The 14,683-nt window shown below is 62.3% G+C and carries 15 protein-coding genes; all 15 read right to left on the bottom strand.

What is annotated here, in order from left to right:
- Positions 1–8: 8 nt before the first annotated feature.
- Positions 9–2,258: a chemotaxis protein CheA gene (locus tag AC3WJP_RS10755; RefSeq protein WP_493721246.1), complete on the bottom strand. Its 2,250-nt coding sequence runs from the start codon at positions 2,256–2,258 to the stop codon at positions 9–11.
- Positions 2,259–2,303: 45 nt separating this feature from the next.
- Entirely contained in the window at positions 2,304–3,089 is a 786-nt protein-coding gene (locus AC3WJP_RS10750; RefSeq protein WP_493721245.1) for a protein phosphatase CheZ, read from the bottom strand.
- Positions 3,090–3,111: 22 nt separating this feature from the next.
- Complete coding sequence (locus tag AC3WJP_RS10745; protein ID WP_493721244.1) at positions 3,112–3,486, bottom strand: chemotaxis response regulator CheY; 375 nt, start codon at positions 3,484–3,486, stop codon at positions 3,112–3,114.
- 213 nt (positions 3,487–3,699) lie between these two features.
- Entirely contained in the window at positions 3,700–4,443 is a 744-nt protein-coding gene (fliA, locus tag AC3WJP_RS10740; protein WP_226505728.1) for an RNA polymerase sigma factor FliA, read from the bottom strand.
- Entirely contained in the window at positions 4,440–5,273 is an 834-nt protein-coding gene (gene fleN, locus AC3WJP_RS10735; protein WP_226505729.1) for a flagellar synthesis regulator FleN, read from the bottom strand. The genes fliA and fleN overlap by 4 nt, the downstream gene beginning before the upstream one ends.
- Before the next feature lie 121 nt (positions 5,274–5,394).
- Positions 5,395–6,717, bottom strand: a complete 1,323-nt coding sequence (gene flhF / locus AC3WJP_RS10730; protein WP_493721243.1) for a flagellar biosynthesis GTPase FlhF — start codon at positions 6,715–6,717, stop codon at positions 5,395–5,397.
- A gap of 12 nt (positions 6,718–6,729) precedes the next feature.
- On the bottom strand, positions 6,730–8,859 hold the full coding sequence (flhA, locus tag AC3WJP_RS10725) for a flagellar biosynthesis protein FlhA (RefSeq protein ID WP_493721242.1): 2,130 nt from the start codon (positions 8,857–8,859) through the stop codon (positions 6,730–6,732).
- Between the two features lie 183 nt (positions 8,860–9,042).
- The gene (flhB, locus tag AC3WJP_RS10720; RefSeq protein ID WP_493721241.1) at positions 9,043–10,203 is read right to left on the bottom strand and encodes a flagellar biosynthesis protein FlhB; all 1,161 of its coding nucleotides are present in this window, start codon (positions 10,201–10,203) and stop codon (positions 9,043–9,045) included.
- Between the two features lie 3 nt (positions 10,204–10,206).
- Positions 10,207–10,983: a flagellar biosynthetic protein FliR gene (gene fliR, locus AC3WJP_RS10715; RefSeq protein ID WP_493721240.1), complete on the bottom strand. Its 777-nt coding sequence runs from the start codon at positions 10,981–10,983 to the stop codon at positions 10,207–10,209.
- Between the two features lie 6 nt (positions 10,984–10,989).
- Positions 10,990–11,259, bottom strand: coding sequence for a flagellar biosynthesis protein FliQ (gene fliQ, locus AC3WJP_RS10710; protein WP_226505734.1), 270 nt, complete (start codon positions 11,257–11,259; stop codon positions 10,990–10,992).
- A gap of 30 nt (positions 11,260–11,289) precedes the next feature.
- Complete coding sequence (fliP, locus tag AC3WJP_RS10705) at positions 11,290–12,042, bottom strand: flagellar type III secretion system pore protein FliP (protein ID WP_493721239.1); 753 nt, start codon at positions 12,040–12,042, stop codon at positions 11,290–11,292.
- On the bottom strand, positions 12,042–12,503 hold the full coding sequence (gene fliO / locus AC3WJP_RS10700; protein WP_493721238.1) for a flagellar biosynthetic protein FliO: 462 nt from the start codon (positions 12,501–12,503) through the stop codon (positions 12,042–12,044). The genes fliP and fliO overlap by 1 nt, the downstream gene beginning before the upstream one ends.
- The gene (gene fliN, locus AC3WJP_RS10695; RefSeq protein WP_493721237.1) at positions 12,503–12,970 is read right to left on the bottom strand and encodes a flagellar motor switch protein FliN; all 468 of its coding nucleotides are present in this window, start codon (positions 12,968–12,970) and stop codon (positions 12,503–12,505) included. Before fliN ends, fliO begins: the two co-directional genes overlap by 1 nt.
- Before the next feature lie 53 nt (positions 12,971–13,023).
- A complete protein-coding gene (fliM, locus tag AC3WJP_RS10690) occupies positions 13,024–13,992 on the bottom strand; it encodes a flagellar motor switch protein FliM (protein WP_493721236.1) in 969 nt (322 codons plus the stop codon).
- 9 nt (positions 13,993–14,001) lie between these two features.
- Positions 14,002–14,511, bottom strand: coding sequence for a flagellar basal body-associated protein FliL (fliL, locus tag AC3WJP_RS10685; protein WP_493721235.1), 510 nt, complete (start codon positions 14,509–14,511; stop codon positions 14,002–14,004).
- Positions 14,512–14,683: the final 172 nt, after the last annotated feature.

Genomic DNA, 14,683 nt, shown 5'->3' with positions numbered 1-14,683 from the left:
GCCGTTATTCAGATACGCCGCGCCGCATAGCGCTTGAGCATGCTCGGTACGTCGAGGATCAAGGCGATGCGGCCATCACCGGTAATGGTGGCACCCGACATGCCTGGCGTGCCCTGGAGCATCTTGCCCAGTGGCTTGATCACCACCTCCTCCTGACCCACCAACTGGTCGACCACGAAGCCGATGCGTTGCGTGCCCACGGACAGAATCACCACATGGCCTTCACGTTGTTCTTCATGCGCGGCCGAGGACACCAGCCAGCGCTTGAGGTAGAACAGCGGCAGCGCCTTGTCGCGCACGATCACCACTTCCTGACCATCGACCACGTTGGTGCGCGACAGATCGAGGTGGAAGATCTCGTTGACGTTGACCAGCGGGAAAGCGAACGCCTGATTGCCGAGCATGACCATCAAGGTCGGCATGATCGCCAGCGTCAGCGGTACCTTGATGACGATCTTCGAGCCCTGGCCCTTGGTCGAGTAGATATTGATGGTGCCGTTGAGCTGGGAGATCTTGGTTTTCACCACGTCCATGCCCACGCCGCGACCCGATACGTCGGAGATCTCGGTCTTGGTCGAGAAACCCGGGGCGAAGATCAGGTTGTAGCACTCGGTGTCGCTCAGGCGATCGGCGGCATCCTTGTCCATGACCCCGCGCTTGACCGCGATGTTGCGCAGTATCTGCGGGTCCATGCCCTTGCCGTCGTCGGAGATCGACAGCAGGATGTGGTCGCCCTCCTGCTCGGCCGAGAGCACCACCTTGCCGCCGCGGGGCTTGCCCGAGGCTTCACGTTCTTCCGGGGTTTCGACGCCGTGGTCGACGGCGTTGCGCACCAAGTGGACCAACGGATCGGCCAGGGCCTCGACGAGGTTCTTGTCGAGGTCGGTCTCTTCGCCCACCAGCTCCAGGTTGATCTCTTTCTTGAGCTGACGCGCCAGGTCGCGAACCAGCCGCGGGAAGCGTCCGAAGACCTTCTTGATCGGCTGCATGCGGGTCTTCATCACCGCGGTCTGCAGGTCGGCGGTGACCACGTCGAGGTTGGACACGGCCTTTTGCATCGACTCATCGGCGCTGTTGGCACCCAGGCGCACCAGACGGTTACGCACCAGCACCAGTTCACCGACCATGTTCATGATTTCGTCCAGCCGTGCGGTATCGACCCGTACGGTGGTTTCCGTTTCGCTGGCGGCCGGTTTTTCGCCGCTCGCAGCGGGTGCACGGGCAGGTGCCGGGGCAGGCGCCTTTGCAGGTTCGGCCTTGGCCGGCGGCTCGGGCTTGGCCGCTGGCGCTGCTGCAGGCTTGGCCGCCACTGGCGCTGGGGCTTTCGCCGGAGCTGTGGCTACGGCGGCTTCGCTGAACTTGCCTTTGCCGTGCAGCTCATCGAGCAGGGATTCGAATTCGTCGTCCGAGATCAGGTCAGCCGAACCGGCCGGCACGGCGCTGGCTGCGGGTGCAGCGGATGCCGCGGCAACCGGCGCAACGGCGTCAGGCGCAAAGGTGCCTTTGCCATGCAACTGATCGAGCAGGGCTTCGAATTCGTCATCGGTGATTTCATCGCCGGGCGCGGCATTGCCTGGCGCTGCGGCCGCGGGGCTGACCGGGGCAGCGGCCGGCGCAGAGAACTGCCCTTTGCCGTGCAGCTGGTCGAGCAGCGACTCGAACTCATCGTCGGTGATTTCGTCACCGGCCGCGGCCGCAGCCACAGGGGCTGGGGCTGGGGCAACGGGCGCCTGGCCCTGGGCTTCAGCTTCGGCTTTGGAAGCGCTGAGGCTGTTGAGCAGGGATTCAAATTCATCGTCGGTAATGTCGACAGGCTCTTCGGCAGCCACCTCGACCGGCGCGGGCGCCGCGGCGACTTCGTCGGCACTGGCCGGCTCGGCCAAGCGCGCCAAGGCTGCCAGCAGCTCGGGCGTGGCCGGCGTGACTTCGGTGCGCTCGCGCACTTCGCCGAACATGCTGTTGACGGCGTCGAGTGCTTCAAGCACCACGTCCATCAGTTCCGAGTCAACGCGCCGCTCACCCTTGCGCAGGATGTCGAAGACGTTTTCGGCGATGTGACAGCATTCGACCAGCTCATTGAGCTGGAGGAAGCCGGCGCCGCCTTTTACAGTGTGGAATCCGCGAAAGATTGCATTGAGCAAGTCCGCGTCATCTGGCCGGCTCTCGAGCTCTACCAGTTGTTCGGAGAGTTGCTCGAGGATCTCGCCGGCCTCTACCAGGAAATCCTGAAGGATTTCTTCATCGGCGCCGAAGCTCATGTGGGTGCTCCCTGGAAATCGTTAACCGTCATCAGTTTCTGGAAACTAGAAACCCAGGCTGGACAGCAGATCGTCGACGTCATCCTGTCCGGATACGACGTCTTCACGTTTATCGGCATGAATCTGCGGACCTTCACCCCTGGTGGGATGTTTTTCTTTATCTTTTTCGTCGCGCAGCTGCTGATGGTCGTGTTGGATCCCAGCGAAACGGTCAACCTGACTGGCCATGAGCACCAGTTTGAGCAAATTGCTTTCGACTTCAGTGACCATTTGCGTGACCCGCTTGATCACCTGACCGGTAAGGTCCTGGAAATCCTGGGCCAGCAATATGTCGTTGAGGTGCCCCGACACCTGCTTCGCATCGGCTTCGCTGCGAGTCAGGAAGCCGTCGACACGCTTGACCAGCTCGCGAAACTCGTCGGGCGACGTTTCGCGACGCTGGAAGCGCTGCCAGTCCTGGCGCAGGCTGGCGGCATCGTCGGCGAGCGACCCCAGTACCGGCGTGCTCTCCTCCACCAGGTCCATGGTGCGGTTGGCGGCGGCATCGGTGAGACGCACCACGTAGGAGAGGCGTTCGGTGGCGTCGGTTATCTGCGACACCTCTTTGGCCTGTGGCATGTTCGGGTCGATCTGGAAGTCTACGATTGCACTGTGCAGCTCACGGGTGAGCTTGCCGATCTCCTGGTACAGGCCGCGATCACGGGTCTGGTTCAATTCGTGGATCAGCTGCACGGCTTCGCCGAACTTGCCTTGTTCCAGGCGTTCGACCAACTCCTGGGCATTCTTTTTCAGGGTCGACTCGAAGTCACCCAAACTGGATTGCTTGTCCATACTGCTGCCCCCGTGGCGTCATTCAGCTGTTGACGCGCTCGAAGATCTTCTCGATTTTTTCTTTCAACACTTGCGCAGTGAAAGGCTTGACCACATAGCCGTTCACGCCGGCCTGGGCAGCTTCGATGATCTGTTCACGCTTTGCTTCGGCCGTCACCATCAATACTGGGAGGCTTTTGAGACGGTCATCGGCGCGAACCTGACGCAGCAGGTCGATGCCGGACATGCCGGGCATGTTCCAGTCGGTCACCAGGAAGTCGAAGGCGCCGCTTTGCAGCATCGGCAACGCGGTAACGCCGTCGTCGGCTTCCGAGGTATTGGTGAACCCCAGGTCGCGCAGCAGGTTCTTGATGATCCGCCGCATCGTCGAAAAGTCGTCGACGATGAGGATTTTCATGTTCTTGTCCAAGTAGACCTCCAAGCAGTCTTTAACGCACCCAGCACCTGGGTGCGCGATCAATCAAAACCAGTTATGTGTGTAGCAAGTGGTGAGGGGGCTTGCTCCCGAGGGGCCATTGCTGACTCACCGCGGTGTTTCAGTTCGGGCCTCTCGGGAGCAAGCCCCCTCACCACAGGTATCGCGTTGTTCAATTACGGCCCAACTGCTTGTTTACCTTGCCCGCCACTCACCCAGGCGACTGCGCAGACGCGCCGCGCACTGGCTGTGCAACTGGCTGACCCGCGATTCGCTGACCCCCAGCACTTCGCCGATCTCCTTGAGGTTCAGTTCCTCGTCGTAGTACAGCGACAGCACCAGTTTTTCCCGTTCAGGCAGGTTGGCGATGGCATCGGCCAAGGCCGCCTGGAAGCGCTCGTCTTCCAGGCCGCGCGATGGCTCGGGGCTACCGCTGGCGCCCTCCTCGTGCAGCCCTTCATGCTCACCGTCCTGCAGCAGGTCGTCGAAGCTGAACAGGCGACTGCCCAAGGTATCGTTCAGAATCCCGTAATAATCATCCAGACTCATCTGGAGTTCGGCCGCAACCTCGTGATCTTTAGCGTCGCGGCCAGTTTTTGCTTCGATAGCGCGAATGGCATCACTGACCATGCGGGTATTGCGATGCACCGAACGCGGTGCCCAGTCACCTTTGCGCACCTCGTCGAGCATGGCGCCACGGATGCGGATACCGGCGTAGGTCTCGAAACTGGCGCCCTTGCTGGAGTCGTATTTGGTCGAGACTTCGAGCAGGCCGATCATCCCGGCCTGGATCAGGTCCTCGACCTGCACACTGGCCGGCAGACGCGCCAGCAGGTGGTAGGCAATACGCTTGACCAGCGGTGCGTAGGTCTCGATCAGCTGATACTGCTGAGACTCGCGCGAGGCCTTGTTGTACATCCGATATCCGCTTGCGCTCATGAGACAGGTCCCGCACTGGTTTGCTGAACCAAACGTTCGACGAAGAACTCCAGGTGCCCGCGTGGATTGGCGGGCAACGGCCAGGTGTCGACCTTTTGGGCGATCGCCTTGAAGGCCAGCGCGCATTTGGAGCGCGGGAAGGCCTCGTAGACGGCACGTTGTTTCTGCACAGCCTTGCGCACCGATTCGTCGTACGGCACGGCGCCCACGTACTGCAGGGCCACGTCGAGGAAGCGGTCGGTCACCTTGGTCAGCTTGGCGAACAGATTGCGGCCTTCCTGCGGGCTCTGGGCCATGTTGGCCAGGACCCGGAAGCGGTTCATGCCGTAGTCGCGGTTGAGCAGCTTGATCAGCGCGTAGGCGTCGGTGATCGAGGTCGGCTCGTCGCACACCACCAGCAGCACTTCCTGGGCTGCGCGCACGAAGCTGACCACCGAGTCGCCGATGCCGGCGGCGGTATCGATCACCAGCACATCGAGGTTGTCGCCGATGTCGCTGAAGGCCTGGATCAAGCCGGCATGCTGGGCGGGCGTCAGGTGCACCATGCTCTGGGTCCCGGAGGCGGCCGGCACGATACGGATCCCGCCGGGCCCCTGCAGGAGCACGTCACGCAGCTCGCAGCGCCCTTCAATGACGTCAGCCAGGGTGCGTTTAGGCGTCAGGCCGAGCAACACGTCGACGTTGGCCAGACCGAGGTCGGCGTCCATCAACATGACTCTGCGGCCAAGTTCCGCCAGCGCCAGTGAAAGGTTCACTGACACGTTGGTCTTGCCGACGCCACCTTTACCGCCGGTTACGGCGATCACCTGTACGGGATGCATGCTACCCATGTTCGTTCTTTACCTTGTCACTTAGACCGAGGCCACACGACTGACTGCGCTTCATCTTCTGAAGATTGCCTGGCAGACCATCGATGCAGGTGGATTGCAACGTTTTCATTGTTTGTTTCCCTCAGCCCGCGCGCTTGCCAGGGCTGTGGTAGAGATCAGCGAACATATCGGCCATGGCCTCTTCGCTGGGCTCCTCTTGCAGTTGCATGTTCACCGCGCGGGTGACCAATTGATGTTTGCGCGGCAGATGCAGGTCGTCCGGAATGCGCGGGCCATCGGTCAGATAGGCCACGGGCAGGGCGTGGTGGATGGCCAGGCTCAACACCTCGCCCAGGCTGGCGCTTTCGTCCAGCTTGGTGAGGATGCAGCCCGACAGGCCACAACGCTTGTAACTGTGATAGGCCGCGGTCAGTACCTGCTTCTGGCTGGTGGTGGCCAGGACCAGGTAGTTGCGCGCCTTGATGCCACGACCGGCCAGACTCTCCAGTTGCAGGCGCAGGGCCGGATCGCTGGCTTGCAGGCCGGCGGTATCGATCAACACCACGCGCTTGCGCAACAGCGGCTCCAGCGCCTGACCCAGGGACTGGCCGGGGTCGACGTGGGTGACCGAGACATTGAGAATCCGCCCCAGGGTCTTGAGTTGCTCCTGGGCACCGATACGAAAACTGTCCATGCTCACCAGCGCGATGTTCTGCGCGCCGTACTTGAGCACGTAACGTGCGGCCAGCTTGGCCAGAGTGGTGGTCTTGCCCATGCCGGCCGGGCCGACCATGGCGATCACACCGCCCTCTTCGAGCGGCTCGACCTCCGGGGTGACGATCATCCGGGTCAGGTGCGCGAGCAGCATGCGCCAGGCTTGACGCGGTTCTTCGATGTCGCCGGTGAGGGCCAGCAGGTCGCGCGACAGCGGACCGCTGAGGCCGATGCGCTGCAGGCGGCGCCACAGGTTGGCCTGCTGCGGGCGGCTGCCCTGCAGCTGGGTCCAGGCCAGCGAGCCGAGTTGCACTTCAAGCAGTTCACGCAGGCCGTTGAGCTCCGAACGCATGGAGTCGAACAGACGCTGGTCGACGCCAGGCTGGGCCGGTGCCGCAGGCGCTGCCGGACGCGCCGGCTCTTCGAAGCGTGGTTCGATCAGGGGCTCGGCGGCGGTCAGCGGCAGGCCGGCGAACAGCTGGCGATTGGTGTGCGCGACGCTGTCGCCGCGCTGGCCGAGTTCGGCCTGGGCGGTGACGATGCGCGACTGGGTCTTGCGCAGCTCGTCTTCGAGCTCGACGTTAGGCACCCGCGGCGCCAGCGCCGAGAGCTTGTAGTCCAGCGCGGCAGTCAGTTCCACACCGCCGGCAATCCGACGGTTGCCGATGATCGCGGCTTCGGCGCCCAGCTCGTCGCGGACCAGTTTCATGGCCTGACGCATATCGGCTGCGAAAAAACGCTTAACTTGCATAACCCATCACCCTCAGCCGTTGGGCCCTACTGTCGCGACGATCGTAACTTGCTTGTTGTCAGGAATTTCCTGATACGCCAGTACATGTAAATTCGGCACCGCCAACCGGCCAAAGCGCGACAACATCGCTCGAACCGGCCCGGCCACCAGCAGAATCGCCGGCTGGCCTTGCATTTCTTGACGCTGGCAGGCTTCGATCAACGAACGCTGGAGTTTCTCCGCCATGCTTGGCTCCAGCAAAACGCCGTCTTCCTGACCCATACCCGCCTTCTGCAGACTATTGAGCAAAATCTGTTCCAACCTTGGCTCCAGGGTGATAACAGGCAACTCGGACTCAACGCCCACAATGCTTTGCACGATGGCGCGGGACAATCCGACCCGCACCGCGGCCACCAGCGCGCCGGTATCTTGACTCCGGCCGGCGTTGTTGGCGATGGCTTCGGCAATGCTGCGGATATCGCGCACCGGCACCTGTTCGGCCAGCAGCGCCTGCAGGACCTTGAGCAGCGAAGACAACGACAGCACACCCGGCACCAGTTCCTCGGCCAGCTTGGGCGAACCCTTGCCCAGCACCTGCAACAGCTGCTGAACTTCTTCATGGCCGATCAGCTCATGGGCGTGCTTTTGCAGAATCTGGTTCAGGTGAGTGGCCACTACTGTACTGGCATCGACGACAGTGTACCCCAATGACTGCGCCTGGCTACGCAAACTGAGCTCGATCCACACCGCTTCCAGGCCAAAGGCCGGGTCCTTGGCGTTGATGCCGTTAAGCGTGCCGAACACCTGGCCGGGGTTGATCGCCAGTTCCCGATCGGGGTAGATCTCCGCTTCGGCCAGGATCACGCCCATGAGCGTCAGGCGGTAGGCGCTGGGCGCCAGGTCGAGGTTGTCGCGGATGTGCACGGTCGGCATCAGGAAGCCCAGGTCCTGGGAGAGCTTCTTGCGCACCCCTTTGATCCGCGCCAGCAGCTGCCCACCTTGGTTGCGATCAACCAGAGGAATCAGGCGATAGCCCACTTCCAGGCCGATCATGTCGATCGGGGTGACATCGTCCCAGCCCAGCTCCTTGGTTTCCTGGTTGCGTGTTGGCGAGGGCAGCAAGTCTTGTTGACGCTGCGCCTCTATGACCGCCAACTCCTTGACCTCGTTCTGTTTTTTCCACAACAGCCAGGCACCGCCGGCCGCCACGGCAGCCAGGCTGATGAACGCGACGTGGGGCATGCCGGGCACCGAGCCCATGACCAGCATCAAACCCGCCGAGACCGCCAGGGCCTTGGGCGAGCCGAACATCTGCCGGTTGATCTGCTTGCCCATTTCTTCCGAGCCGGAGGCGCGGGTCACCATGATCGCGGCGGCGGTGGACAACAGCAGCGACGGCAACTGCGCCACCAAACCGTCACCGATGGTCAGCAAGGCATAGACCTTGCCCGCATCGGCGAACGTCAAGCCGTGCTGGAACATGCCCACGGCCATGCCGCCGAGCAGGTTGATGAACAGGATCAACAGGCCGGCGACGGCGTCACCGCGCACGAATTTGCTGGCGCCGTCCATCGAGCCGTAGAACTCGGCCTCGGCGGCCACTTCGGAACGACGGGCCTTGGCACCGGCCTGGTCGATCAAACCGGCGTTGAGGTCGGCGTCGATCGCCATCTGTTTGCCCGGCATGGCGTCGAGGGTGAACCGCGCGCTCACTTCGGAGATACGCCCGGCACCCTTGGTCACCACCACGAAGTTGATGATCATGAGGATCGCGAACACCACGATACCGACCACATAGTTACCGCCGATCACCACCTCGCCGAAGGCCTGGATCACCTTGCCCGCCGCCTCGTGACCGGTATGACCGTGGAGCATCACCACCCGTGTCGACGCGACGTTGAGCGCCAGACGCAGCAAGGTGGCCACCAGCAGGATGGTCGGGAACACGGCAAAGTCGAGCGGGCGCATGGCGTACACGCACACCAGCAGGACGACGATGGACAGCGCGATGTTGAAGGTGAAGAACACGTCCAGGAGGAATGGCGGCACCGGCAGCATCATCATGGCCAGCATCACCAGCAGCAACAGCGGCACGCCGATGTTGCCGCGGCTCAGGCCGACGATGTTGCTGCGGGCGGTGTTGATAAGTTGGGAACGGTCCACCGGTCTTCCTCATGATCGCAAGCAAACTTTTGACGCCTGGGCGGGCGCCATAGTGCTTGTGCAAGAAGCCTTCCAACTTTCAAGATCCCCCGGTAGCGGGGGGGCTTGCCCCCGAAAAACTGTCGACTCAGTGATGGGGTCTGGCCGATTTTTCGGGGGCGAGCCCCCTCGCTACAGGAGTCGTCATGAGAGAGAGTCGGGATCCGGATCGGCATCGCGCTTGAGTTCGTCCGGAATCGGCAGATCGTCGAGGGGCTTGGGACGCTTGCCACGGCCGGCACGATGCTGGCGAATCTGATAGACGTACGCCAGTACCTGAGCGACCGCCATGTACAGGCCGGCGGGGATCTGCGCATCGACCTCGGTGGAGTAGTAGATCGAGCGCGCCAGTGCCGGCGACTCCAGCAGCTGGATCTCGTGCGCCACAGCGATCTCGCGGATTTTCAGGGCGACGAAGTCCGTACCCTTGGCCAGCAGTACCGGCGCCCCGCCCTGCTCCGGATCGTACTTGAGCGCCACTGCATAGTGAGTCGGGTTGGTGATGATCACGTCCGCTGTAGGCACGTTGGCCATCATGCGCCGCTGCGATGCCTCGCGCTGCAGCTGGCGGATGCGGCCCTTGACCTCCGGGCGCCCTTCGGCGTCCTTGTACTCGTCGCGGACCTCCTGCTTGGTCATCAACAGCTTCTGCCGCCCCTGGTAGATCTGGATCGGCACATCGATTGCCGCGATGATCAACAGCCCGGCGGCCATCCACACCGAACTCCAGCCCACCACCTGCACGCTGTGGATGATGGCCTGATCCAGCGGCTCCTTGGCGATCGCCAGCAGTTCCAGCTGATCCTTGCGCAGCACGACCAAGGCAACCACGAGGATCACTACGAACTTGCCGATTGCCTTGAGCAGCTCGATGACGGAGTTGATGGAAAACATGCGCTTGATGCCGCTCAGCGGGTTCATGCGACTGAACTTGGGGGCCATCCCTCCCGCGGCGAACAACCAGCCGCCCAGCGCCAAGGGACTGAGCAGCGAAGCGAGCAGCAGCGCCAATAGAATCGGCTGAGTCGCGAGGTAGGCATCCTTGGCCGCCTGCAGAAGGAAGATCTGCATGTAGCGCTCTTCCATGATCACTTCGCGCGGCAGGGTGAAACTCTTCTGCATCAGCGTCAGGAAGGTGTGCGCCAAGGCGCCGCCATAGGCCAGGCAGGCGCCGGTGCCCGCCAGCATCACGGCCACGGTGTTGAGCTCCTTGGAGCGGATGACCTCACCTTGTTCGCGCGAATCCCGCTTGCGCTTGTCTGTGGGGTCTTCTGTCTTGTCGGCGCCGCTCTCGCTCTCTGCCATGGCTCATTGTGCCCTGATCATGCCGCGCAGCCACTGCAGCGCGTTGGCGGCGATCGGCTGATACTGACTCAGAAGATCGGCCATGCTGATCCACAGGATCACCAGGCCCATCACCAGGATCAGCGGAAAGCCGATCGAAAAGATGTTCAACTGCGGCGCCGCCTTGGTCATCACCCCGAAGCAGATGTTGACCACCAGCAACGCCGTGATCGCCGGCAGCACCAGCAACAGCGCCGAGCCCAGCACCCAGCCCATGCGCAGTACCAGTTCCCAGATGTTGCTGGTGAACAGCGCGTGCCCCACCGGCAGTGTGGTGAAGCTCTCGGTCAGCACCTCGAACACCACCAGATGGCCGTTCATCGACAGAAACAGCAGGGTCACCAGCATGGTGAAAAACTGCCCGACCACCGCCGATGACACACCGTTGGTGGGGTCGATCATGGACGCAAACGACATGCCCATCTGCACCGCCAGGATCTGCCCGGCGATGGTGAATACCTGGAACAGCATCTGCAGCGACAAGCCCATCATGGCGCCGACGATGATCTGCTCGGCGATCAGCAGCATGCCGCTCGGGCCCAGAGGATTGACCTGCGGCATCGGCGGCAGCCCCGGCACGATACACACAGTAATGGCCACGGCGAGGTACAGGCGAATACGCCGCGACACGGTGTTGGCGCCGAAGATCGGCATGGTGGTCAGCAGTGCGGCCACCCGGAACAGCGGCAGAATGAAGGTCGCCACCCACGTGCTGATCTGCAGATCGGTCAGTTGCAGCACCGCGGGTCAGCCGATCAACTGCGGAATGCTGGTGTACAGGCGCGTGATGTAGTCCATGAAGGTCTGCACCACCCAAGGCCCACCGACGATGACGGTGACCAGCATCACCAGCAGGCGCGGCAGAAAGCCCAGGGTCTGTTCGTTGATTTGCGTGGCGGCCTGGAACATCGCCACGATCAGCCCGACGATCAGACTCGGCAGCACCGAAAAGGACACCATCACCACGGTCAGCCACAGAGCATCGCGAAACAGGTCAAGGGCGACTTCTGGAGTCATGGAGCGATTCTCCTGCAATCGACAAGGGCGTCAGACACCGCCGAAACTGCCAGCCAAGGTGCCGATGATCAGGGCCCAGCCGTCGACCAGCACGAACAGCATGATCTTGAACGGCAACGAAATGATCAGCGGCGATAGCATCATCATGCCCATGGCCATGAGGATACTGGCGATCACCAGGTCGATGACCAGAAACGGAATGAAGATCATGAAGCCGATCTGGAAGGCGGTCTTGAGCTCGGAGATCACGAACGCCGGCACGATGATGGTCAGCGGCGCCTGGTCCGGCCCAGTGATGTCGGTGCGCTTGGACAAGCGCACGAACAGGTCCAGGTCGCTCTGGCGAGTCTGGGCGAGCATGAAATCCTTCAGCGGTACCTGGGCTTTGGCCAAGGCATCCTGGGCGCTCATCTTCTCGGCCAGATAGGGTTGCAGCGCGTCGTTGTTCACCCGATCGAATACCGGAGCCATGATGAACATGGTCAGGAACAGCGCCATGCCGGTGAGCAACTGGTTGGACGGGGTCTGCTGCAGGCCCAGGGCCTGACGCAGGATGGAGAAGACGATGATGATCCGCGTGAAGCTGGTCATCAGCATGACGCCCGCGGGGATGAAACTCAGCGCGGTCATGATCAGCAGGATCTGCAGGCTGACCGAATATTCCTGCTGGCCGTTGGCACCATTGGACAGGGTGATGGCCGGGATCGACAGCGGATCGGCGGCCAGCGCCATGGGCGCCGCGACCACCAGCAACAGCGTCAAGAGGATGCGCACGGCGCCCATTACTTCTTATCCTTCTGGTCCTTGCCCAGCAGTTCCATCAGGCGCTGAGCGAATTCCGGCGTGGCCTGCTCGCTGCGAGCGGGGCTGCGCACGGGCTCCTTCATGACGTGCAGCGAGGTGATGCGGCCCGGGCTGACGCCCAGCAGGACCTGCTCGTCACCGACCTGAACCAGCACCAGGCGATCGCGCGGCCCCAAGGCCCGGGCACTGACGATATCGATGACCTGGCCACCCCGGGGCGCCGCCTGTTGCACGCGGCGAACCACCCAGGCCAGGGCGACGATGACCGCCAGCACCACCAGCAGGCCCAGCATCAACTGTGTCAGTTGCCCCGCCATGCTGCCGCCAGTCGCTGTCGCGACCGTCGCCGCCGGGCCCGCTTCGTTGGTTGCCGGCGCCCCTACGGTGGCGGCCAGGGCCGACAACGGTAGCGCGGCGAGCACCATCAGCCAGCGCTTCATCAGCGCAGCTTCTTGATACGTTCGCTGGGGCTGATCACGTCCGTCAGGCGGATGCCGAACTTCTCGTTGACCACCACCACCTCGCCATGGGCGATCAAGGTGCCGTTGACCAGCACATCGAGGGGCTCGCCGGCGAGGCGATCGAGTTCGATCACCGAACCTTGGTTGAGCTGCAGCAGGTTGCGGATGTTGATCTCGGTAGCGCCGACTTCCATGGAGATGGTCACCGGGATATCCAGGATCACGTCCAGGTTCGGGCCTTCGAGGCTCACCGCATGGTTGGCCTTGGGCACCGAGCCGAACTCTTCCATGGGCAGGCGCGTACCCTGCGGCTTGGACGCGGCATCGGCCGCCAGCAGGGCGTCGATATCGCCTTGGCCGCCTTCACCGGATTCACCCAGGGCAGCGGCCCATTCATCGGCGAGCGCCTGGTCTTCTGCGGAGATTGTTTCGTTTTCGTCAGCCATGAGGGTCCTCGACGGGCAAAGATTCAGTGATTACAGGCCTGATGGCGCGCTTTTCAGCGACGCTCTATCGGCTCGATGACTTGCAGTGCCAGGTTGCCCTTGTGGGAGCCCAGCTTGGCCTTGAACGACGGCACGCCATTGGCGCGCAGGACCAGTTCATCCGGCAGTTCTATCGGGATCACATCCCCCGGCTGCATGTGCAGGATATCCCGCAACTTGAGCTGGCGACGGGCTACCGTCGCGCCCAGCGGCACGCTTACATCCAGCACGTCTTCGCGCAGCGCCTTGCTCCAGCGCTCGTCCTGATCGTCCAGGTCGGACTGGAAGCCGGCATCGAGCATCTCGCGCACCGGCTCGATCATCGAATACGGCATGGTCACGTGCAGGTCGCCCCCACCACCATCGAGTTCGATGTGGAAGGTGGACACCACCACCGCCTCACTAGGACCGACAATGTTGGCCATGGCCGGGTTCACTTCCGAGTTGATGTACTCGAAGTTGAGATCCATGATCGCCTGCCAGGCTTCCTTCATGTCGATGAACACCTGGTCCAGCACCATGCGCACGACACGCAACTCGGTAGGCGTGAATTCACGGCCTTCGATCTTGGCGTGACGGCCATCGCCGCCGAAAAAGTTGTCCACCAGCTTGAACACCAGCTTGGCGTCGAGGATGAACAGCCCGGTACCGCGCAGGGGCTTGATCTTGACCAGGTTGAGGCTGGTGGGCACGTACAGCGAATGCACGTACTCGCCGAACTTCATCACCTGCACCCCGCCCACCGCCACATCGGCGGAGCGCCGCAGCATGTTGAACATGCTGATGCGGGTATAGCGGGCGAAGCGCTCGTTGATCATCTCGAGGGTCGGCATACGCCCCCGCACGATGCGGTCCTGGCTGGTCAGGTCGTAGCTTTTGACCGAGCCCGGATCGCCATTGCTTTCGGTTTGAACCAAGCCATCGTCGACGCCATGCAGCAGCGCGTCGATTTCATCCTGGGAGAGCAGATCCTGCACGGCCATGTCGTGCTCCTACTGCAATACGAAATTGGTGAACAGCAACTGATCGACGACCAGCTTGCCGACTTCTTTCTGCGCCACTTCCTGCACACTCGCGGTGGCTTTCTGACGCAACATCTCCTGACCGATCGGGGTCGCCAGGGCATCGAAGCTCTGCCCCGAGAACAGCATCACCAGGTTGTTGCGGATCACCGGCATGTGCACCTTGAGGGCATCGAGGCCCGCCTGGTCGCGGGTCATCAGGGTGATGCTGACCTGCAGGTAACGCTGGCGACCATTTTGATCGAGATTGACCACGAACGCCGGCGACATCGCTTCATAGATGGCTGGAGCCTTGCCGGCCGGAGTCGCGGCCACGGCGGGATGGTCTTCGGTCTTGGCCATGGATTTGTGCAGGAAGAACCAGGTCCCGCCCACCGATCCGCCGATGACCACCAGCATGGCCACGACGATGATGATAATGAACTTGAGTTTGCCTTTGCCTTTGCCTGCGGGGTCTTTCGCTTCTTCGCTCTGCGCCATGCCAATAATCCGTCGCTAATCGGTTTTAAACTACCGCACGATTAGGGGAGAGCAAGTGTTATGCCAGAAGTCGAAAAGCCGTAGCGAGGTGGCTTGCCACTTATGGCGGTGCAGGCCAAAGGGAGAGGATCCGCGCAGCGGATCGGGGGCAAGCCCCCTCGCTACAGGGGTT

The organism is Pseudomonas sp. GW821-FHT01A09 (assembly GCF_058986725.1).
The sequence above is the reverse complement of the archived record's forward strand: the minus strand, read 5'-3'. Positions and strand labels throughout refer to the sequence as shown.

Coding starts and splice junctions, on each gene's coding strand:
- fliP (WP_493721239.1), bottom strand. CDS start 12,042: ATGGGCGCCGTGCGCATCCTCTTGACGCTGTTGCTGGTGGTCGCGGCG.
- flhB (WP_493721241.1), bottom strand. CDS start 10,203: ATGGCAGAGAGCGAGAGCGGCGCCGACAAGACAGAAGACCCCACAGAC.
- fliQ (WP_226505734.1), bottom strand. CDS start 11,259: ATGACTCCAGAAGTCGCCCTTGACCTGTTTCGCGATGCTCTGTGGCTG.
- flhF (WP_493721243.1), bottom strand. CDS start 6,717: ATGCAAGTTAAGCGTTTTTTCGCAGCCGATATGCGTCAGGCCATGAAA.
- fleN (WP_226505729.1), bottom strand. CDS start 5,273: ATGGGTAGCATGCATCCCGTACAGGTGATCGCCGTAACCGGCGGTAAA.
- fliN (WP_493721237.1), bottom strand. CDS start 12,970: ATGGCTGACGAAAACGAAACAATCTCCGCAGAAGACCAGGCGCTCGCC.
- fliM (WP_493721236.1), bottom strand. CDS start 13,992: ATGGCCGTGCAGGATCTGCTCTCCCAGGATGAAATCGACGCGCTGCTG.
- fliO (WP_493721238.1), bottom strand. CDS start 12,503: ATGAAGCGCTGGCTGATGGTGCTCGCCGCGCTACCGTTGTCGGCCCTG.
- fliA (WP_226505728.1), bottom strand. CDS start 4,443: ATGAGCGCAAGCGGATATCGGATGTACAACAAGGCCTCGCGCGAGTCT.
- AC3WJP_RS10755 (WP_493721246.1), bottom strand. CDS start 2,258: ATGAGCTTCGGCGCCGATGAAGAAATCCTTCAGGATTTCCTGGTAGAG.
- fliL (WP_493721235.1), bottom strand. CDS start 14,511: ATGGCGCAGAGCGAAGAAGCGAAAGACCCCGCAGGCAAAGGCAAAGGC.
- AC3WJP_RS10750 (WP_493721245.1), bottom strand. CDS start 3,089: ATGGACAAGCAATCCAGTTTGGGTGACTTCGAGTCGACCCTGAAAAAG.
- AC3WJP_RS10745 (WP_493721244.1), bottom strand. CDS start 3,486: ATGAAAATCCTCATCGTCGACGACTTTTCGACGATGCGGCGGATCATC.